The organism is Bacteroidota bacterium (assembly GCA_034439655.1).
In the GTDB taxonomy this organism is placed as follows: domain Bacteria; phylum Bacteroidota; class Bacteroidia; order UKL13-3; family UKL13-3; genus CANJUD01.
Window position 1 is genome coordinate 1 of record JAWXAU010000127.1, and the last position, 21,043, is coordinate 21,043.

The 21,043-nt window shown below is 36.0% G+C and carries 16 protein-coding genes and 1 riboswitch; of the genes, 10 read left to right on the forward strand and 6 right to left on the reverse strand.

All coding sequences use genetic code 11. The features are described 5' to 3' along the window. Positions 1–60: 60 nt before the first annotated feature. Positions 61–1,140: an acyl-CoA desaturase gene (locus tag SGJ10_08965; protein ID MDZ4758255.1), complete on the reverse strand. Its 1,080-nt coding sequence runs from the start codon at positions 1,138–1,140 to the stop codon at positions 61–63. Positions 1,141–1,337: 197 nt separating this feature from the next. Between SGJ10_08965 and SGJ10_08970 the strand changes: the two genes are divergently transcribed. The 3 genes from SGJ10_08970 (at position 1,338) to SGJ10_08980 (ending at position 5,449) form a co-directional block, all read left to right on the forward strand. Next, positions 1,338–2,795: an LptF/LptG family permease gene (locus SGJ10_08970; protein MDZ4758256.1), complete on the forward strand. Its 1,458-nt coding sequence runs from the start codon at positions 1,338–1,340 to the stop codon at positions 2,793–2,795. Further along, positions 2,792–3,985: a glycosyltransferase family 4 protein gene (locus tag SGJ10_08975; protein MDZ4758257.1), complete on the forward strand. Its 1,194-nt coding sequence runs from the start codon at positions 2,792–2,794 to the stop codon at positions 3,983–3,985. Before SGJ10_08970 ends, SGJ10_08975 begins: the two co-directional genes overlap by 4 nt. 270 nt (positions 3,986–4,255) lie before the next feature. After that, the gene (locus tag SGJ10_08980) at positions 4,256–5,449 is read left to right on the forward strand and encodes a bifunctional 3,4-dihydroxy-2-butanone-4-phosphate synthase/GTP cyclohydrolase II (protein MDZ4758258.1); all 1,194 of its coding nucleotides are present in this window, start codon (positions 4,256–4,258) and stop codon (positions 5,447–5,449) included. A 331-nt stretch (positions 5,450–5,780) separates the two neighbouring features. On the opposite strand, the gene SGJ10_08985 is transcribed toward SGJ10_08980, so the two are convergent. The 5 genes from SGJ10_08985 to SGJ10_09005 form a co-directional block, all read right to left on the reverse strand. Beyond that, positions 5,781–6,782 (reverse strand): quinone-dependent dihydroorotate dehydrogenase, encoded by a 1,002-nt coding sequence (locus SGJ10_08985; GenBank protein MDZ4758259.1) that lies wholly within the window; start codon positions 6,780–6,782, stop codon positions 5,781–5,783. Between the two features lie 201 nt (positions 6,783–6,983). Further along, positions 6,984–8,012 (reverse strand): hypothetical protein, encoded by a 1,029-nt coding sequence (locus SGJ10_08990; protein ID MDZ4758260.1) that lies wholly within the window; start codon positions 8,010–8,012, stop codon positions 6,984–6,986. Then, positions 8,009–8,974: a T9SS type A sorting domain-containing protein gene (locus SGJ10_08995; protein ID MDZ4758261.1), complete on the reverse strand. Its 966-nt coding sequence runs from the start codon at positions 8,972–8,974 to the stop codon at positions 8,009–8,011. Before SGJ10_08995 ends, SGJ10_08990 begins: the two co-directional genes overlap by 4 nt. Positions 8,975–9,076: 102 nt before the next feature. Then, positions 9,077–10,048 carry a DUF4465 domain-containing protein gene (locus SGJ10_09000; GenBank protein MDZ4758262.1) on the reverse strand — a complete coding sequence of 324 codons (972 nt, stop codon included), beginning with the start codon at positions 10,046–10,048 and terminating at the stop codon, positions 9,077–9,079. Continuing rightward, entirely contained in the window at positions 10,045–11,994 is a 1,950-nt protein-coding gene (locus tag SGJ10_09005) for a TonB-dependent receptor (GenBank protein MDZ4758263.1), read from the reverse strand. The genes SGJ10_09000 and SGJ10_09005 overlap by 4 nt, the downstream gene beginning before the upstream one ends. 84 nt (positions 11,995–12,078) lie before the next feature. Next, a riboswitch (cobalamin riboswitch) is annotated at positions 12,079–12,289 on the reverse strand. 386 nt (positions 12,290–12,675) lie between these two features. On the opposite strand from SGJ10_09005, the gene SGJ10_09010 reads away from it, so the two are divergent. The 7 genes from SGJ10_09010 (at position 12,676) to SGJ10_09040 (ending at position 20,976) form a co-directional block, all read left to right on the forward strand. Further along, the gene (locus SGJ10_09010; GenBank protein MDZ4758264.1) at positions 12,676–13,923 is read left to right on the forward strand and encodes a geranylgeranyl reductase family protein; all 1,248 of its coding nucleotides are present in this window, start codon (positions 12,676–12,678) and stop codon (positions 13,921–13,923) included. Positions 13,924–14,044: 121 nt separating this feature from the next. Further along, on the forward strand, positions 14,045–14,998 hold the full coding sequence (locus tag SGJ10_09015; protein MDZ4758265.1) for a hypothetical protein: 954 nt from the start codon (positions 14,045–14,047) through the stop codon (positions 14,996–14,998). 331 nt (positions 14,999–15,329) lie between these two features. Further along, complete coding sequence (locus SGJ10_09020) at positions 15,330–16,043, forward strand: pirin family protein (protein ID MDZ4758266.1); 714 nt, start codon at positions 15,330–15,332, stop codon at positions 16,041–16,043. A 214-nt stretch (positions 16,044–16,257) separates the two neighbouring features. Then, positions 16,258–16,929 (forward strand): tRNA (adenosine(37)-N6)-threonylcarbamoyltransferase complex dimerization subunit type 1 TsaB, encoded by a 672-nt coding sequence (gene tsaB, locus SGJ10_09025; GenBank protein MDZ4758267.1) that lies wholly within the window; start codon positions 16,258–16,260, stop codon positions 16,927–16,929. Positions 16,930–16,947: 18 nt separating this feature from the next. Then, positions 16,948–17,850: a bifunctional 5,10-methylenetetrahydrofolate dehydrogenase/5,10-methenyltetrahydrofolate cyclohydrolase gene (locus SGJ10_09030; GenBank protein ID MDZ4758268.1), complete on the forward strand. Its 903-nt coding sequence runs from the start codon at positions 16,948–16,950 to the stop codon at positions 17,848–17,850. A 195-nt stretch (positions 17,851–18,045) separates the two neighbouring features. Beyond that, the gene (locus SGJ10_09035) at positions 18,046–19,926 is read left to right on the forward strand and encodes an ABC-F family ATP-binding cassette domain-containing protein (GenBank protein MDZ4758269.1); all 1,881 of its coding nucleotides are present in this window, start codon (positions 18,046–18,048) and stop codon (positions 19,924–19,926) included. A 117-nt stretch (positions 19,927–20,043) separates the two neighbouring features. Next, on the forward strand, positions 20,044–20,976 hold the full coding sequence (locus SGJ10_09040) for a Smr/MutS family protein (GenBank protein ID MDZ4758270.1): 933 nt from the start codon (positions 20,044–20,046) through the stop codon (positions 20,974–20,976). Positions 20,977–21,043 lie beyond the last annotated feature (67 nt).

The window sequence follows — 21,043 nt, forward strand, 5'->3', positions numbered from 1 at the left end:
GCATTTATAGGTGTTCTTCAGAATATAGAATTTATCAACATATTAACATAGTTAGACTTATCAAGGGTTTTGAATACGTGTTGTACCTGAGTAGTTACATAATTTTAAGTACTTATAATGCTCTTTCACAGCAATCCAAAAGCCAGGATGCTCGTAATAAGTAATATGATATTCGGCGGCAGTTTGTATAAGGATGGGTTGAATCTCTTTGAAGTGATCGGCAGAAATATAAGGAAAAGCATGATGCTCGATCTGATAATTGCTACCACCTACCAACCATTGCAATATCGGGTTTTTTGTTTTGAAATTTGACGTGCCTTGTATTTGGTTGCTCATCCACGATTGCTCTTCTGCACTTGGGTTGGCAACTCCTGTAAATAAATGCTCTACTTGCAGTACATGGGTTATAATGAGGCTGGCAATTATATGCATCGTTAAAAATCCGATAAGCCATTGTCCGAAAGTGATGGATAAAAATGAAAGGGGTAAAAATATAAAAGCGAATATATATAATACTTTGGTCAACCAAAATTTGAGTAATTGTGAAAAATCATGTCCCTGTTTTTTGGTAGGGTGACCATTGCGGTTGTAGCGGTTCAGTTTTTCCATATCTAAAGCAAATGCCCAAAAGATGGTGAAGAGGGCATAGACCACAAAAGCATAATAATGTTGGTAGCGGTGAAACCATTTATGAGGGGCATCGGGCGAAAGTCTCAGTGCATCACCTTCTTTAAGTGCCTCATCGTTTTCGAAATCATTGGTATAACTGTGGTGGAATACATCGTGTTTGATATGCCATATATAATCGCTCATGCCAAGCATATTAAAAGTATATCCCATAAAGCGGTTCACATTTTTGCGGTGCGATATGTTGCCGTGCATGGCTTGGTGACTGATGTTTAGCCCTATAGCTGCCATTAACAAACCCATAGTTAAGCAACAGAGCCATAAGGTTAAAGGTGTTTGAATAACGGAGAAAAGTGAAATATACAATCCCACAAATGAAAGAATGAGGAACATATATTTGAGATAACTTTTCCCTGTAGATTTCATATTTGCTTGGTTAAAGTTGAAGTGATTGTGTACTCTATGCTTAAGTACTTTTTGAAATTCCTTGGTGTTTCTGTTAGTATTTTCCATAATTTTGTTTTGATGAGTTAATGGTTCAAAACTAGCGGCATGAATATCTCCCAAATTTTCATTTTCCGCAAAACTCAAATTGTTTTTTGCATTTTTTGCAAATTTTTTGTCTTTGCCTTCTAAATCTCGTTTCTAATTAATGGAGTAGAATGGTTAATTTTGCCGCTATATCTGCATTTTGATTTAGCAACTATAGTTTGAAAAAGCTACACCTATTCGTATTCAAAGAGTTCATTGGGCCATTTGTGCTCACCTTCTTCATTTCCATGTTTGTGCTAGTGATGCAGTTCCTATGGCTTTGGATCGATGAGTTTGTGGGCAAAGGATTGGAATGGTATGTGATTGCCCAAATATTTATATATCAAGCTGCCACATTGGTACCACTTGCTTTGCCACTGGCCGTGCTGCTCTCCACCATTATGACCTTTGGCAACCTAGGCCAGCACTACGAATTGGTTGCTATGAAATCGGCTGGAATTTCTTTAAGACGCATATCCATGCCAATTTTTATTTTTTGTGGGATGATGATGGTTCTTGCTTTTTATTTTGCTAATGTACAAATACCCGATGCCCAGTTAAAAATCAGGACTTTATTATATGATATACAACAGCAGAAACCTGCATTTAATATTAAAGAAGGATTATTCTATAATCAGATAGATGGGTATAGCATAAAAGTGGGAAAGAAAGATGCCGACAACCAGAATATGCATGAGGTAATGATATACGACCACACCTCCAATAAAGGCAATGTGAGTTTGATATTGGCCGACGATGGTAAAATGGCAATGAACGAAGATAAAGACAAACTAATGGTGACCTTATATAAAGGCACACGCTATGAGGAAATGGAAGACAAAGACAATAACAAACGTACCTATCCTTTTAGTGTTACCACTTTCGGCAAACAGGAAATAGTAATGGATCTGAGTGCATTTAAGCTGAACAGAAGTGATGAGGATTTTTTCAAAGAGAATTATCAAATGCTTAATATACTCGAGCTCGATGAGGCAATAGATTCCTTGAATATAGGCGAACTGGGAAAACGGATGGGATTTTTAAATAATATGAGTACCTATTTTCATTTGCACGATTCTAGCGGTCAGCAACGCATCGTGAAAAATCCATATATAGTGAAAGGGAAAGACCTCACCGCAAATTTTTCGAAAAGTGAAAAACAAAAAATATATTCTGCTGCATTAAATAGTACGAGGACGCTTAAAGGAATTGCTGATTTTTCGGTAGTTACTTTACAAAATGGATATGAGTTTGAGAATAGGTTCAGACTCGAATGGCATAGAAAATTTACTTTAAGCATTGCTTGTATCATATTCTTTTTTATAGGTGCTCCCTTTGGAGCCATTGTCCGCAAGGGAGGTTTGGGCATGCCCATGGTGTCGGCCATTGTTATATTTATTATATATTATATGATTACGGTGGCTGGCGAGAAAGCATCGAACGAAAATGTATTTAGTCCGTTTATAGGAATGTGGCTTAGCAGTTTTGTAATGATCCCCTTGGGATTATTTCTGACTTACAAAGCAAGTATCGACAGTAATTTATTTAATAAAGAATGGTATTATAATATTGCCCGAAAAGTGCAAGCGTGGTTGCAGTTCAAGAAAGATAAAGATATTATAGTAGAATCAGAATGAAAGTACTTTTTCTGAGTAACCGGGTTCCTTTTCCACCCAATGATGGCGGTACTGTAGGCGTATATCAAGCATTGATGGGCTTGGTAGATTTGGGAATTGATGTTACTTTCTTTTCCCTGAATCCTTCACGAAATAAAGTAGATTTGAAGAATGCTTTAGAATTAGAAAAAATACCACACAAAGAAATATATAATATACAAACCGATATCACTCCATGGGGTGCTTTAAAAAATTTATTGCAAAATAAATCTTATCATATATCACGTTTCTATAATAAAAATATTGCTGATAAACTAGCTGCACTATTACAAAAAAACAGGTATGACATTATACATTTCGATGGATTGCAAATAACTATATATCTAGATATCGTTCGCCGCTATAGTCAAGCCAAATGCGTAATGCGGGCTGCCAATGTAGAACATAAAATATGGGAAGGGCTTGCAGAACACAGTGCAAATATCTTTAAAAAATGGTATTTGAAAACTGCAGCACAGCAACTCAAAAAGTATGAACTGGAAACTATTAAACACCTAGACGGCTTGATAACAGTAAGTATAGAAGATGCAGCATATTTCAAGCAATCAGGTTTTGATAAAGAAATACATATAGCTTATACAGGCTTTGATATTACCAAATTGCCTCCACATACCAAAGTTGAAAATTGTATATATCATATCGGAGCTATGGACTGGATGCCGAATATAGAAGGCTTGCGTTGGTTTATGAAAGAAGTCTGGCCGCTGGTCCATCAAAAAAAATCAAAATTAGTATTACATTTGGCGGGCAAAAACATGGAACAAGAATTTTATCAATATAATAACCTCAATGTAAATAATCATGGACAAGTGCAGGATGCTTTGGAGTTTGTTTCTGATAAATCTACTTTAATAGTTCCCTTATTTTCGGGAAGTGGGATGCGGGTAAAAACTGTGGAAGCTATGGCTATGGGAAAAACTATTATAGGAACCAAAATGGCCGCCCAGGGATTGCCCGAAGAAGTGAAAGAATATATGATCATCGTAAAAACTGCAAAAGAATTTGCTGAAAAAATTATATACTATGCAAATCACACACACGAAGCACATACCTTAGGACAAGAAGCAAAACTATATGCCGCTACCCATTTCGAAGTAAAACAAATTGCAGAAAGCGTTGTTAAATATTATAATACAGTAGATAGTAGATAGTAGTAAGGAGAAAGTAGAAAGTAGACAGCCCGCCGCAGCGGGTAGTGTAAGTAGTAAGGAGAAAGGAGAAAGCCCGCCGCGGCGGGCAGTAGTAAGTAGTAAGTAGTAAGTAGTAAGTAGTAAGTAGACAGTTGACAGTTGACAGTTGACAGTTGACAGTTGACAGTAGACAACCCGCCGCGGCGAGTAGTAGATAGTAGATAGTAAACTGACAATTCAATTAACCATTAACCATACCCGTTTGCTTCAGTTGACGGATTAAAAAAAAAGATGTTCGATAAAATAGAAGAAGCCATTGCAGATATAAAAGCTGGCAAATGTATTATAGTCGTTGACGACGAAGAGCGTGAAAACGAAGGCGACTTCCTGTGTGCCGCACGCCACGCCACGGCTGAGATGATTAACTTCATGAGCAAAGAAGGTCGCGGACTTATTTGTGCTCCCATCACTGAGCAACGTTGTAATGAATTGCAACTCGATTTGATGGTCGGAGTTAATACAACAAGCCACGAAACTCCGTTTACGGTTTCTGTTGATTTGCTGGGCAAAGGATGCACCACAGGTATCTCTGCTCAAGATCGTTCTAAAACTGTATTGGCATTAATAGATCCCGCAACACGTCCTGATGATTTGGGAAGACCCGGGCATATCTTCCCGCTTAAAGCCAAGGATGAAGGCGTTCTTCGCAGAGCTGGACATACAGAAGCCACCGTTGATTTGGCACGCATGGCAGGGCTTGAACCTGCAGGTGTGATATGTGAAATCATGAAAGAAGATGGTACTATGGCGAGATTAGATGACCTGAAAATTGTAGCAGAAAAATTCGATTTGAAACTTATCACCATCAAAGATTTAATAGAATATAGACTTAAAAATGAGTCCCTCATCAAACGTGAAATATCTGTGGAGATGCCAACCAAATATGGTGATTTCGACTTAGTAGCATATAGACAAATTGTAACAGGTGAAGAACATTTGGCTTTGGTGAAAGGTCATTGGAATCCTGGAGAAGCGGTGATGGTTCGTGTACATAGTAGTTGTGTAACAGGTGATATTTTTCATTCACTTCGCTGCGATTGTGGAGAGCAATTGCACCAAGCCATGCAAATGATTAATGACAATGGACATGGTGTAGTTGTATATATAAATCAAGAAGGACGTGGAATAGGTTTGTTGAATAAATTAAAAGCATATAAACTCCAAGAGCAAGGACTCGACACTGTGGAAGCTAATGAAAAATTAGGTTTCAAAATGGACGAGCGTGACTATGGTGTAGGTGCACAAATCTTACGTGATTTGGGCGTAACTAAAATGCGTTTAATATCTAACAACCCAACAAAACGTGTAGGTTTAATAGGTTATGGATTAGAAATCGTAGAAAATATTCCACTCAAAATTGCGTCGAATCATCATAATGAAAATTATTTGAAAACGAAGAAAAATAAAATGGGGCACGACTTGTAAAAGAATTGCAAATTACGATTGACGTCCGCCTCGGCGGAACGAATTTTATCATGCTTATTTTTATACAAATGCCTTGTCCGTTTTGTCATGCCGACGACAGGAGGCATCTCACAATGCTTATAATTATATGAGGTTTTTTTAACCATAGTGTTACACAGAGGGAAAACTCACAGAGGTACACGGAGTTTTTAAAATATATTTAATTCTCACGTTTCGTTAACACTAGTATTCCTCTTTGAAACACTGTGCCATTCTCCGTGTTACACAGTGGTTAATTTACTTTTAACCACAGAGTTTAAAACATCACAGAGGTACACAGAGTTAATATATATTACAACTCCCCCAAGTCCTTCACCAACCCAGGCCCACCATAAATAAAACCTGTATATAATTGAACCAATTTAGCTCCTACTTCCAGTTTCTCTTCTGCATCTTCTGTACTATGTATTCCACCTACACCTATCAAAGGAATTTTGCCGAGTGATTTTTCATGGATGTACTGTATAACTTTAGTGGAATGTTTGGTTAATGGTTTACCACTGAGTCCACCTGTTTCATTTGCATTTGAGGGATGTAAGTGAGGGCGTTCAATCGTTGTGTTGGTGGCAACAATTCCTTCTATGCCTGTATGAAAATATATAGTAATAATTTCGTCCAGTTGTTCGTGAGTTAAATCTGGTGCAATTTTTAGCAAAATAGGTTTCCGCGGTTTTCCTTCACTAATATATAATTGTCGTGTGGCAACCAAGCCGCTTAATATATGCATGAGTTGCCCCTTGTCCTGCAATTCACGTAAGCCCGGCGTGTTGGGACTGCTTACGTTTACCGTAAAATAATCTACGTAATTATATAATTTCTTAAAACATATTTGATAATCCAAGAAAGCAAGATCGTTAGGCGTTACTTTGTTCTTTCCTATATTTCCGCCTACTATCAAACCCGCAGGACGATTTTTCAAACGTTCTACCATACTATCCACGCCCATATTATTAAAGCCCATTCTATTAATTAAAGCTTGGTCTTTTAATAACCTAAACAATCGAGGTTTGGGATTTCCAGGTTGGGCTAATGGGGTAACAGTTCCCACTTCTATATGTCCGAAACCGAGCATTTGAAGTTCAGGCAACCATCTTGAATCTTTATCGAAACCTGCCGCCAATCCAACTTTATTTGGGAAATGCAAACCCAAAAAATCTACGCCCTTTTGCTTATGAGTTTTGAAAAATATTTTGCCCAAGCCCAATACACGCAAGATTCTGAGCATATACATTGTAACATAATGTGCCCGTTCAGGACTCATCATAAATAATATATTTTTGGCAAGGGTATACATGAGGTGGGGCAAAGATAGGGGAATAGGATTTGTCCGCCGCCGGCGAATGGGGAATAAAACGTCATTCTAAGTCCGATAACTATCGTGCCCACTTCGGGCAAAGAATCTGCTGAAACGTAGTACGATCCGTCTTCGGCCCGATAGCTATCAGGATCAACGGATCTTTCGCATTGAAACAATGCTCAAGATGACGGACGGCCATTATCTAAACAAAAATCCGTTCGGTATAATGCCCGTACTAAAAGAATCTACGTCAACTTGTGATGTCGGTCTAAGCTTATATACTTTCCCATTACTCACATAATCCTTTGCATCGGCGGCATAAATGGTGCTAGTTTGGGGGTCGACTCCGAGTCCATAGAAATTTTTTCCTGTTCCTGAATATATGTAATTTGTAGGAAGTGTATTGGCACTGACGGGCATAATATATATATGTTTGTTGATATAATATAAAGTATCTCCCTTTTTGTTCATTCTAAGATCGCTCGCATATTCTTTGGCTAGAGGAAACTGCATACTTTTTAAAATATCTTTCCCGTTTGTTGCTATACAAGTGATGCCGCCTTTATAACCTTTGATAGAATCGCCCAAACTCGCTACCCATATATTGCCCTCCTTGTCTTTGGCAAAACTATTACTGCCATAAAACACTTTTGTACTGTCAGTTAAAGTATGTGTTTTTGCATCAATCTTATAAATATAATTACTGTATAGATTCGAGACATAAACAGCATCATTATATAGTAACATTTCTTCCGTCCAACCAAAAATAGAAATATGTTTGATGATGGTATTGTTCTGTAGATTGACCACAGAGATTTGATTATCATATAAATCTGTAACGTAAGCGATATCGGAACTTACAGGCTTAAAAAAACGTGGACTTTTAAATCCAGTAATAGTTGCAATATGCTTAAAATCTGTTTTGTTTACCACTTCTATTTTGCCTGAATTGTTTACCACAATATAGTACTTCCCATTGTATTCGGAAATACTTTGAACAACATCACCCAATTTATAACTATTATTTCTAAAGAATAGATTATTTTCAATTGTTTTGGTATCGGGGTCGTACAAACTAAGCTCCCCATTTCCCCAACCAAAATTTCCTTCATTCACAATATATACTGCTGAAGGTTTTATCAATACAGGCATGGGTTGTGGCTCTTTTTTCTTACAAGCTACTATGCAAATGAACACACAGAAAAATATGATTATAGCAAATCTCATTGTTTGATAAAAGAATAATAAGTACACAAATTTCGTTGTTGTATTTTAAGATAATAGACACCTGCAATCAAATCAGTAATATTTACTATATTTTGCTGTTGGGAAACATCAATTAACTTCCCCGTTATATCATATAGAATTATGGTTGAATTAGACTCTAAATTTTGTATCTGTATATAATCGTTTGCAGGATTTGGATATATATATATTGATTTATTTGAGCCCATATTTGCAAATCCTGTATGATTAAAATCGTGTATCACACCGACTGCATCTAAGTCGAAGCCGCCTGATGGGAAAGGTGTTGGCCACGGGTCATTAATTTTCAAACCCCTACTGTCACGACTACAAAATGAATCATTAATAGAACCAATTACATCAATTAATTTGATATGCGTAATATGATAAATATCAAGCCCGGCGATATTTTTTAATTCTTCCAAATCGAAAGGTGTACCGTAACCTGCCCTGTATTTTCCTGCCAGATTATACAATCTCGTAGCATCCAAATGTGCTGCATTATTATATTGTATTGTAGTATCATTATTATCTATCGCCGCAAAGCGATGGAAAGTGCTTCCATCTGAACTTACTTCTACAAATGCCAGTTCCAAAAAACCATCATCAAATGAGTTTTCAAATATAGCAAAATCGGGACCTTTACCATTAAAAATCGGAGAACTAAAATTTAGTATAATAGTTCCCCCATCGCCTAAACTTACTACATTGTTATCTGCTATTCCTATAATACTATTGCTGTCACCCACCGTTGTTCTGCCTAAACTGGTATCGACAATATTTTGCCATCCACGGTTGATAGAACAGGCATTTGTCCATGCTACAAAGATATTAGAATCTTTGTACAAAGCTTTGCTACCAATCACTCCAGCGGATGGGTCGTATTGTGCCATCAATTGCATTGGTATGCAGAATAATATAATATAATATAATATTTTTTTCATATTTTGGTGGTTGGTGAGGACAACCATAGGCAGAGTCCTCTATATTCTGTTCATAATTTTAGGTCCCTCATTGGTGTCCTCACCGATGAGATCTACTTCATATTATTGCTTTACAAATTTAGTTTGTAAAATGTTACCTCCATCCAAAATTTGCAATACATACATGCCTTTTGTCAGCAAAGATACTTCAATGCTATTGCCTGCATCATGGTTATTATAATATACTTTATTGCCTTTCATATCAAAGATGCTTACGGTTTTGCCCGCAAGATTTTCACTGGTATATATAATTTCACTTGCGGGACATGGATAAATATATAAAGAATTATTTGAAGTTAAATTTTGCACCGCAGTATAATTATCAGAGGTTACAAAATTATCCATACAGAAATAGCCTGGTGTATTCATTCCATATTTGCCTGTATCTGTTGATGAAAACATGAATTGTAAACTATCTATATTGCCCACAGTTGTAAGGTCTACCCAAGTCCAAGCTTTTACGATGTAGTCTTTGCTGTTGTCTTTATTTTGGAAATCGGCTAGATAAAAGTCTTTGCTTTTGGTAGCATTTCCAGCTTTGTAACCTTGAATAGTCACTTTAAACCAATCGGTATCATTGCCGGATACTCCGCCAAACTTCTTTGCAAATGTGCTATCTCCATTTTTCATACTCAAATATGCATAAGTATTATTGGTAATCCAAAACCCTTTTGCTTCTTTACCTGCAGCTTGATTCTTTAATATAATAGTTGAAAACGCATAACCTAATGCAAAGTTATTAGAACTATTATATCCTTTACCTGCAATTGTGCTATATTGATTAAAGTATCCCGCAGTGTTTGTATCAATTTTGTTACTAATGGCGAACCCACTCCATGAGGGAAATCCCCAAGCGGTATCATAACTATTTTTTAATATGATATTGCCGGATTCAAATTTTTTGCTGAAATCACTCCCATTGTGGTATCCTGCAGCAGGAATGATGACGCTTTCAAAATCGGCAACTGTTTGGGCGTTTACCGCAAAACCCGATAGCATTACAAATGCTGCAAATGTGTAGATGTGTTTTTTCATTTTTGTTTTATGTTTATTATAATTGATGTTTCTATATAACGACCCGGTAAGGCGTAGTTTTGCAATGTTTGATAGTATACATTACCTAAATTTATAAACTTTAATGACCCTAATAAATCTAATTTTCTGAATTTTATTTGCTGTTGTATATAAATATTTTGAACTAGGTAAGGCTCCAACCAATCAGTATTATCAAGGTTTGTATAGCGTGCACCTATTTGTTGCAGTAAATAAACTAGGGAGGTATTTTTGTATTTAATTTCTGTCCACCAATTACATTTAAAGGGGGGAATGTAAATCATTTGTCGGCCTTTCAAACTTGGGCTAATATTTAAACTTTGAGTATATGTAGCTGCTAATTGACTTCTAATACCAATTTTTTTGCAGCGTGTAGTAATACTATAAACCAACTCCACTCCATTAATTTTAGTCTCTTTCAAATTGATTGGTTCGGGATAACTCGGACTGTTTAAATTAGTCCAAACAACACGATTGTAAATATGATTATAATAATACGTGATTTCAATATCATGCTTAAACAATTCACTACAATACTTATATACTAAACCAGCTTCCACTTGCTTGGTATTTTCAGGTTTGATATTAATATTTCCACCAGGCTGATAATAACGCTCATTAAAGGTGGGTAGCCTAAAACCCTTAGTAGCATTTGATTTCAATAGAATTATGTATCTATTTTTTTGTGAAAGTATATATTGTAATCCTACGAACGGAGAAAAGAACGGTTTTGAGTTAGAATAATACTGTTCACGAATATTAGCTGAAATTTGAAAGCGTTTTTTTAAATTCAATTTATAGCGAATCATCACCGCAGTGCGATTTTCAATTCGTTTGATATTATAATTCGTTTGCTCGCCTTTTATAAATTGATGTTCGAGAGCAAAAGAAAACTTATGCTCACTTTTGCCAGTCTTCATGATATTAAAAAAGTGCTCCGCTGTATTTTGCCATTGGGTAATATTGGTTTGCGAATGCTGATAATTTGCAGGTCTACCGTCGTAGGTTTCATTCTGATTGAGCAAGCCTGTTTTTATTTGGGTTATACCGCCATTGCTTTTAAAATCAAGGTGAATACCATTCACCATATTAAGTCCATCGCGTGTTCCCTGTATAATATCAATTCCGATAGGAGCTTGAATTTCTAAACGATAGGTATTATATAAACTTAATAATTTAAATGATAGATTCTTACTAAATTGATATAATACAGAGCCATTGAAAGTTCTTTTACTAGATTTTACACTTGGCATTTGCTCTAGCGGATTTCCCAACTTAAAAGGATTGATATATTTAAAATTGTTGTTATTCTCACGGTCGACTATACTTAAATTAAATACCAATTTGTCACTACCCATATTCGCACTAAACGCGTTAGTATACCCGCCAATAGTATTATAATTGCCTGAAAAATTTATTGCATCTTTCTTCTCATAATCCTGATCAATAAGAACTGAACCCCCAATAGCTCCGCTTCCAGCCGCTGTTGCATTACCTCCCGCAAGCATCGTTATCTTTTCATTTGAATTACTTGCAAGTCCTGACAAATCTGTGAGCCCCAAAGCAGGATTATTAAACTGAAAACCATTCCACAATACATTGGTATGCTCAGCACCTGTCCCTCTAAATGAGACTGTGGCTAAACCTCCGTTGCCATAATTTTTGATATAAGCCGTGCTGTTTAAGTTAATAATATCAGCAAGGTCCTTATAATTGTTTATATACTTTAAAGCCGAATCGGGGGTGGTTGTTTTAATTCCAGTTTCTGAAATTTTGTAATTCTTCGATAAAATATCAACTGCTGGAAATTGTTTGGCACTTGTTGAGTCGGTGGGTGTTTGAGCAACTATTTTATAGGAAAAAACCCACAATAATATACATACAGATATGAATCTGTTTGTGAATAGTATATAATAGTTTTTCTCCATTTGCTTTTGTTATAAAGCTACGGAAAAAATGAATGACAAATAATGGAGTTCCAAAATTCACCAAAACGCTTTTTACCCGAAAGCTTTGATAATACTAGTTTAGGCAGGTCTTCTGACTTCCCCCTTTTTTGTGGCCTTCCCATTCAGTAAAACTGAGCAGTGGCAATGGTTACAAAAAAATTCCTCCGTAGGATGGGGTTTTACAGCATCGGGAAATGTTCATGAATCTCACATGATTCCCTTTTAATCCTCATATTTTGTTAAACATGGTGGAACCGAAACCAATGCAAAAGTGCGAATACTTTAATTAAGTACAATATTTTTTTTATCAACAAGCAAAAGATATCCCGTCCCTAAAGAGCCTTCAGGTATTGGTTTGGTTCAACTACAGCCAAGCTATCGTCGCTAAAGGGACTTGTAAAAACTATTAAAGATTTTATGAATCCCGAAATGAACTATTCCTTTTCGACAACTAACAACACAAAATTAGAATTTTTTTTCAAATACACCGAAGTCCCGCAGTGACCTAATATAGGTAACTTATCATATATGACAACGACCTAAGTCCCTTTACGGACGGACTATAATACATGTGTATTCGAGATTCCAGATTCAAAATTACAAACAATAAAGAGTCGAGTATATATCTTTCAATTGATTAATTTGGATTAATATTGCAGCGTGATTTTAGAAGAAGAATACGAAGTGATAATAGCAGGAGCTGGGCCAGCAGGTGCTAGTGCATCTATGTTTTTATCACAAGCTGGGATTAAACATTTATTAATTGATAAAGCCGTGTTTCCTCGTGATAAAGTATGTGGTGATGCCCTTAGCGGAAAAGTTTTGAGCCACCTTAAACATGCAATTCCCGATGTGGCTGCACAATTTGCAAAAAACCAAAATGATTATTTGCCAAGCTACGGTGTTCGTTTTGTAGCACCCAATGGCAAGCAAGCCGATATTCCTTTTCTTCCAAACATCACCAAAGAATCTCCACCCCCAGGATTTATTTCCAAACGTATAGATTTCGACAACTACTTATATAATTATACAAATTCTGATTTTGCAAAAAGAATTACGGGCGAACTATTATATATAGAAAAGGAAAATGAGTTACTCAATTTGCAAATTAAAATTGAGGGAACTGCTTATCATACAAAAACTAAAATATTAATTGGAGCAGATGGCGAACGGGGCATCTCGCACAAATATGTGTCGGGCGGCAGCAAGCGTGATTTGGAAGCCTTCTCCGCAGGAATCCGTGCCTATTATACAGGCATTACGGGTTACCATGAAATGAACTATATAGAACTCCATTTCTTGCCTGAAATTTTGCCAGGATATTTTTGGATTTTTCCGATGTCAAATGGAGTTTCAAATATAGGTTTGGGTATACTGTCATCTGAAGTTTCGAAAAATAACCTCAATCTCAAAAAAATATTTAAGGATATATTATTATTGCCTCAATTCAAAGAACGATTTGCAAACGCAAAACCTGAATCTCCCATTCAAGGTTGGGGATTACCTCTCGGAAACAAACCTGTGAAACGCTCCACCGATTATGTAATTTTGACTGGCGATGCCGCTAGTTTAATTGATCCCTTTACGGGCGAAGGAATCGGAAATGCTATACTATCAGGACGTTACGCGGCCTATGCTGCGATAAAAGCTATAGCAGAAAAGAATTATAGTGAAACATTTTTTAAACGAAACTATGATACTGTTATCAAACAAAAAGTGGGGCACGAACTTAAAATTGGAAGCACTTTATTAAAACTTTGCAAGTATAAATTTCTTTTTAATTTTGTGGTGAACAAAGCCTCTCGCAACAAAGAATTCCGTAATACGATTTCCTGCATGTTTGCCAATATAGATTTACGTTCCAAGTTTGGAAATCCGATGTTTTATTTAAGGATGCTGTTTGGTTAGGACGATTGTCAGTCTGTCCGCAGCGGCGGACAACATGACAAACTACCTCCGCGTGATAATCGATAAACTCAGCATCACAAACTTTGCAATATTTTTCCTATTTTTGCCTAATAAATGTTTTATGAAAATCCAATCCATCTTTTCAGCAATATTGTTAACCTTTCTATCTTTCAAAGGTTTTGCAGGCCATACAGAATTAAAAAGTGCAGCTACTCACATAAAAATATATGATAGTATGACCAACTTTCTGCAAGGTGATGCCTATTCATACCTTGGTCAAACACTTTTTCTGAAACCTTTGAACGATGATTTGAAACAAAATGGTTATGACGGCTTTATTAAGGACTATCATATTGACAGTTATATTCCAGAAAACATATATTATAATGATGAGAATAATCACTCGAACTACGATCGGTTATTCGGCAAAAGATTTATTGTAATTGATGTCATAAAACCCATGTATGATAGTGCCAACTATGGCTCTGGAAGCGACTATGCATTTCAGTTGATCAATTTATCGAATAATGATACTTTGTACTATATATACCAAAGTGAGTATGAGCATACTTTCCATTTTATTGTTGAAGGCTATTGGCACAAACAAAAATCTTTGGCAGTAGGGAAAAAATTTATTTTTAGTGATACCTATGTAGGCACTTCGGTTGATTTGGTGAAGGGGACACTCATTGCAACAAAAATAGGCGATGTGTGGACTTGTGAAGACATCAAAATGGATGATATATATTATACTATGGCAGTAATATTAAAAAACAAGGAAGGTCAAAAAATAGCAACCGATGTGTTATCCACTTTAGGTCCTAATAGAAAAGGAAAATCTTATTATAAATGGGAAGCAGATAAATATACCCAAAAGTTCGGCAAGCCCATATTCGACAATATTTTAATGGGTAGAATAGCAATTGGTTACACTATGGAAATGTGTACGTTGGTAATGGGCAAGGCAATAGATATTAAAAGCTCATGGAAATTGAAAATACCAATCGAAGAATGGAAAATGGAAAATGGCCAAACGCTGCTTTTTGAAAACGGAATTTTGAAGAAAATTATATAACAATCTAAGTAATTAATGTCTAAACTTTATAGCATATCGGACGGGCATAAGTAAAATTTTAGTAGACGTCGAGCAGGCGTATTTGTGTGCAAGGTTGCAACAGGGAGAAAAACTGTTTGAGCTTTGCGAGTTTTTTTCTCGGGCAAAAATAGCATGCGTAGTAAGTCACTAAAATTTTACCAAACCCTAGCCTTTTTTTGTTACTTTTTTTTGGCAATGAAAAAAAAGTAAGAATATAATAATACGAAACTCACCAAACTGAAACAGGTATGTATAAAAATAAAACATATTTAAAAACACTTTGTCATCATATAAATAATCAATAAAAAACATGAATACTATACTCCACAAATCAAATACCCGTGGTCACGCAAACCACGGTTGGCTTGATGCCCACCATAGTTTTAGTTTTGCAAGTTATTACGATCCCACACGCATGCACTTTGGTGTATTGCGTGTACTCAATGACGACAATATTGCAGGAGGAATGGGATTTGGTATGCACCCGCATGATAATATGGAAATTATTACGATTCCTTTGGAAGGCGATTTGGAGCATCAAGATAATATGGGTAATAAAGAAGTAATTCGCCAAAATGATATACAAGTTATGAGTGCGGGAACTGGCGTGGTACACAGTGAGTATAATGCCAATAAAGACAAGCCTGTAAAGTTGTTTCAGATATGGTTATTCCCCAACAAAAAAAATGTAACGCCGCGTTACCAACAAGTCACTTTAAATGAAGCTGACCGAGTTAATAAATTACAACAAATACTTTCGCCCAATGCAGATGATGCGGGGGTTTGGATACATCAGGATGCGTGGTTCTATTTTAGCAAAATGGATGCGGGAAAATCTATTGACTATCATATCAAAAAAGAAGGAAACGGAATCTATATATTTGTAATATCAGGAAATTTAACTATTGAAGGCAATGTTCTCGAAACCCGCGATGGACTAGGCATTTCGGACGCAAATAAAATTAACATTATTGCTGATACAGATAGTGAAATTTTGGTGATGGAGGTGCCGATGGGGGTTTAATGCAGGCAATTTGAGATGCTGAAATAAATTCAACATGACGCTGACGCCTAATTGCATTGCCGTTGCGACGTCACCCTGTCGCGACCTATCAGTATTCAGGTTTTAATATACACAATCTTTGAGATGCTGAAACAAGTTCAGCATGACGGCATCAGGCCCCAAGCCCGATAGCTATCGGGACTATATCCTGAATCCCACATTATCTTTGCACCCAGTGAACACCCACATCCTAATTCTAGAAACCACAGCGGATATTTGCTCCGCGGCCATTTGCCGAGATGGAGAACTCGTATCATATACCTTTGAAGATGGGAAAAAACATTCTTCGGTAATTACTTTACTTATCGAAAAAGTTTGCCAAGAAGCCCATATACTTTTAAAAGATATACAAGCGGTCGCTCTCAATATGGGGCCAGGTTCTTATACAGGTTTGCGTGTGGGATTATCGGCAGCCAAAGGGATTTGTTATGCCAATGAGATTCCTTTGATTACTGTAAACGGTTTCGAAATATTATATCATTTGTTTGCGAAACAGCAGTCAGAAGTTAATTCATTGCTGATTCCATGCATCCACGCCCGTAAGGATGAGTTCTTTTTCACGGTTTTGGATAAAGATGGAAATGTGGTAGAATCCCCTAGTTACTTGCTGGCAAAGGATTTGGTTGATTATGCCCAAACAAATTTTGAAGGTTTTATTTTTTGTGGTGAAGACCGAGATTTATTCACGAAATTTGCAACCCAAAACGACAATTTTAAATACATACAAACAGAAAAGATAAATGCTAACCATTTGGCTCAAATCGTACATCAAAAATATATAAAAAATACATTTGCAGATTTGGCATACAGCGAACCACTATACATAAAAGAATTCCAAACCTATTAAAAAACTATTATAATACTTATGCAATTACTCGACGGCAAATTGGTATCGGAAACCATCAAATCAACATTGAAAACCGAAATAGAAGGATATATTTCTCAAGGCAAGCGTAAACCAAAATTAGTTGCGGTAATAGTGGGCGATAATGGTGCAAGCCAAACTTATGTTGCCTCCAAAGAGCGTAATAGCAAAGCTGTGGGCATGGAATCGGAAGCGATTCGTTTGGATGTTTCAACTACCGAAAATGAACTTCTGGAATTAATTGCGAAACTTAATAATGACGAAACTGTAGATGGTATGTTGGTGCAATTGCCTTTGCCAAAACATATAAATGCAAATAAAGTGACGGATGCAATTCTTCCGCACAAAGATGTGGATGGTTTCCATCCTTATAATACTGGACAAATGGTGAAAGGTGTTGATACTTTATTGCCTGCTACACCCTACGGTATTTTATTGATGCTCGAACATTATAATATACCAACAGTGGGAAAACACTGCGTGGTAATTGGTCGCAGTGATATTGTGGGCAAACCTATGGCAGTATTGATGAGTCGCAATGCTTATCCTGGCAATTGTACGGTAACAATGTGTCATAGCAAAACAGTGGATTTGAATTCATATACTTTGCAAGCTGATATATTAATTGTAGCATCGGGTATCCCAGAAATGGTAACAGGCGAAATGGTAAAATCCGGAGCAGTAGTAATTGATGTAGGAATAACCAGAATGGATGCCGATAACGAAAAAGGATATGTAATAAAAGGCGATGTACATTTTGACAGTGCCAAAGAAGTTGCTTCCTATATAACTCCGGTTCCTGGTGGCGTAGGACTCATGACCATTGCAGGTTTGCTGATGAATACTTTAAATGCATATAAGAAACATGTGGGGATAGAAGAAACAATTATGAATTATAAATGATAAATTATTAATGCCATTCGGTGGCTATCATACTAATAACTATATAAAGCATCATCAGATGACAACTCATTCATCACATATCATTTATTACTAAATTACGCTATACCAAGTCTGTTATTCAAATTCAATTAAAGAAATGTCATCTGGCGACAGCCCATTTATAATTCATCATTAATAATTTATCATTCCCATTAAATGCCAAATATAGTTTCCGTAGAAAAAATGACCAAGCGATATGGAGATCGCGTACTGTTTGAAGATATATTTTTCGGAATTGAGAAAGGTGAAAAAGTAGCCTTGATTGCTCAAAATGGAACCGGAAAAACTTCTTTACTAAATATCTTAGCAGGCATCGAAAGCCCTGATACGGGTGGTGTTGCCTTTAACAAAGATTATACAAGAGGGTACCTAACTCAAGACCCCAATGTGGAAAAATTTCACTTGATTAGTGATTATATATTTCATGATGATAATCCCATTCAAAAAGTTATCAAGGAATATGAAATAGCCATTGCACAAAATGATATGGATTTAATAGCAAAAGCCAGTAATGCAGTGGATGCTTTAAATGCTTGGGACTATGAAGTGCGTATCAAACAAATCATGTCCAACTTTCAAGTGCCAGGAATTGATACCGTTATAAGTACCTTGAGTGGTGGACAGAAAAAGCGTTTGGCACTTGCTGCATTGCTAATTGACCAGCCCGATTTTATTATATTAGATGAGCCTACCAACCATTTGGATTTGGAAATGATAGAATGGCTCGAAAATTATTTGACCCAACAAAATGTAACTGTATTATTGGTAACTCACGATAGATATTTCTTAGACAGGGTATGTAATAGAATATTCGAAATGGACCAGACCAAATTATATCAATATGATGGTGATTACGAATATTTTCTGGAGAAGAAAAACGAGCGAATGTTTAATGAATCGCGTGAGACCGATAAAGCAAAAAACTCCTATAGAACAGAACTTGAATGGATACGTAAGATGCCCAAAGCACGAGGCACCAAGTCGAAAAGTAGGATACAAGCATTTGATGACATAAAAGAAAAAGCATTACGCAAAAATAGCTACCAAGAACTAAAATTTGATTTGAAGATGAACCGCATCGGAGGCAAAATTTTGGAACTGAAAAATGTGCAAAAAAAATACGGAGATAAAACCATTCTTGCTGGATTTGATTATACATTTAAGCGTGGAGATAAGATTGGAATTGTAGGTAGAAATGGAGTAGGAAAATCAACTTTATTGAATATAATAACAGGAGCTGAAAAACCAGATTCTGGCAAACTTAATTTGGGTGAAACTATTATACTCGGCTATTTCAAACAAGATAATATAAAACTCCCAAATGATACAAGAGTAATAGATGCGATAAGAAATATTGCTGATATAATACCTACTTCAAATGGCAGCCACATTACAGCTTCGCAAATGCTCACGGCTTTTCATTTCCCGCCCGAAAGACAATATACTTATGTATCTAAGTTAAGTGGTGGCGAAAAACGCAGGCTGTTTTTGTTAACTATTATAATGACAAATCCAAACTTTTTAATATTAGATGAGCCTACAAACGATTTGGATTTATTAACACTAAATGCACTTGAAGAGTTTTTGCAGTACTTTGCAGGATGCCTGTTAATAGTGAGTCACGATAGATATTTCTTGGACAAATTGGTAGACCAATTATTTGTATTTGAAGGCGATGGAATTGTTACAAATTATAATGGTACCTATTCAGAATATAGAGAATATACCAAACTAAAAGAGAAGGAAACTATCTCCAGTAAAAAAAGTAATTCGCAACCACAAAATTCAATTTCTGAAACAAAAACAGAAATAAAATCTAATAAAAACAAACTAAGTTTTAAAGAAAAATTTGAGTTTGAAACACTCGAAAAAGAATTACCACAATTAGAAAAAGAAAAACAAGAACTTGAAGAAAAATTGAACCAAGGCAGTAGCAATCACGAAGACCTTTTGCAATGGGGTCAACGACTCGAATTTTTAACTAACGATATCGACAGTAAATCTTTGAGATGGTTAGAATTATCGGAAAGTACATAATATAGGAATAAGGAGTAAGGGCTCCGCTGCGGCGGACGGCGTCAGCTCCTTATTCCTTGCTCCGTATCCCTAAAATAAAAAACAATCCCGCCGCGGCGGGGTAAAATATAAAATAACATGCAGCCCGGAGACAAAGTAAAATTCTTAAACGAAAACCTTGATGGTATTATTACCCGCATCATTGATGATAAAACTATGGGCGTGGAAATATCAGATGGGTTTGAAATACCTGTATTAAGGAATGAAATTGTAGTAATAGGGCAAAATAAATTGAGCGGAGAAGTAGAGCATAAAATAGAAGATAAGTCCAATATTAAATTTAAAGACCCCGGGCTATTTGTATTGCTTGAACAACATGTAGGCAGTTATTATCAGATCAAAATTCTCAATCATTTTGAGCATGAAATTATTTTCGCTATATATAAAGAGAAAGATAAAGTATATAAATTATTGACCAAAGGGCAACTGCTATCTGGCAAGGCATTAAGTGTGGAACAGCTTGATTTTACTATGCCTGAGAAGTGGCCTGTATATCACTTTTATTTAATACCTTTGATGGGGCAAAGCAGCTTATTGCCTTTGGTAGCACAATATAAATTTAGTTACCGTGCAAAAGATTTGATGCACTACACCGAAGAAAATAGTAGACGCAGATATTCGATAAAACTATTGACCAAAGCTATTGAACCCGATTTAGATATTACAGACTTGGTAAAAAATTTCGATGCTGATATTATAGAGAAAGAAGCTACCATCGCATTAGAAAGACCGCAGGTAGAAGTAGATTTACATATAGAAAAAATAACAAAAAACTATATAGATATAACTCCTGAAGTAGCACTAGATATACAGTTCCGTGAGTTTGAAAATAATTTCGACAAGGCTATTAGTTTGGGTTATGATAGAATAACTTTTATACATGGGGTAGGAAACGGCACACTAAAATATATGATACGGAAACACTTAAGTCAGAACAAAAGCATCAAAAGTTTTAGAGATGCCCAGAAAGAAAAATTTGGCTATGGAGCAACAGAAGTGTTTTTAAAATAGTCCCAAGAGCAATGCCATTTATTATTCGCCTTTCGATGTGAGTTTGAACAATACATCATATTTTGCT

What these genes read in the sequence shown, in the direction of transcription:
- SGJ10_08965 (MDZ4758255.1), bottom strand. Translation starts at nt 1,140, where the DNA reads ATGGAAAATACTAACAGAAACACCAAGGAATTTCAAAAAGTACTTAAG.
- SGJ10_08975 (MDZ4758257.1), top strand. Translation starts at nt 2,792, where the DNA reads ATGAAAGTACTTTTTCTGAGTAACCGGGTTCCTTTTCCACCCAATGAT.
- SGJ10_08980 (MDZ4758258.1), top strand. Translation starts at nt 4,256, where the DNA reads ATGTTCGATAAAATAGAAGAAGCCATTGCAGATATAAAAGCTGGCAAA.
- SGJ10_08985 (MDZ4758259.1), bottom strand. Translation starts at nt 6,782, where the DNA reads ATGTATACCCTTGCCAAAAATATATTATTTATGATGAGTCCTGAACGG.
- SGJ10_08990 (MDZ4758260.1), bottom strand. Translation starts at nt 8,012, where the DNA reads ATGAGATTTGCTATAATCATATTTTTCTGTGTGTTCATTTGCATAGTA.
- SGJ10_08995 (MDZ4758261.1), bottom strand. Translation starts at nt 8,974, where the DNA reads ATGAAAAAAATATTATATTATATTATATTATTCTGCATACCAATGCAA.
- SGJ10_09000 (MDZ4758262.1), bottom strand. Translation starts at nt 10,048, where the DNA reads ATGAAAAAACACATCTACACATTTGCAGCATTTGTAATGCTATCGGGT.
- SGJ10_09005 (MDZ4758263.1), bottom strand. Translation starts at nt 11,994, where the DNA reads ATGGAGAAAAACTATTATATACTATTCACAAACAGATTCATATCTGTA.
- SGJ10_09015 (MDZ4758265.1), top strand. Translation starts at nt 14,045, where the DNA reads ATGAAAATCCAATCCATCTTTTCAGCAATATTGTTAACCTTTCTATCT.
- SGJ10_09020 (MDZ4758266.1), top strand. Translation starts at nt 15,330, where the DNA reads ATGAATACTATACTCCACAAATCAAATACCCGTGGTCACGCAAACCAC.
- SGJ10_09030 (MDZ4758268.1), top strand. Translation starts at nt 16,948, where the DNA reads ATGCAATTACTCGACGGCAAATTGGTATCGGAAACCATCAAATCAACA.
- SGJ10_09035 (MDZ4758269.1), top strand. Translation starts at nt 18,046, where the DNA reads ATGCCAAATATAGTTTCCGTAGAAAAAATGACCAAGCGATATGGAGAT.
- SGJ10_09040 (MDZ4758270.1), top strand. Translation starts at nt 20,044, where the DNA reads ATGCAGCCCGGAGACAAAGTAAAATTCTTAAACGAAAACCTTGATGGT.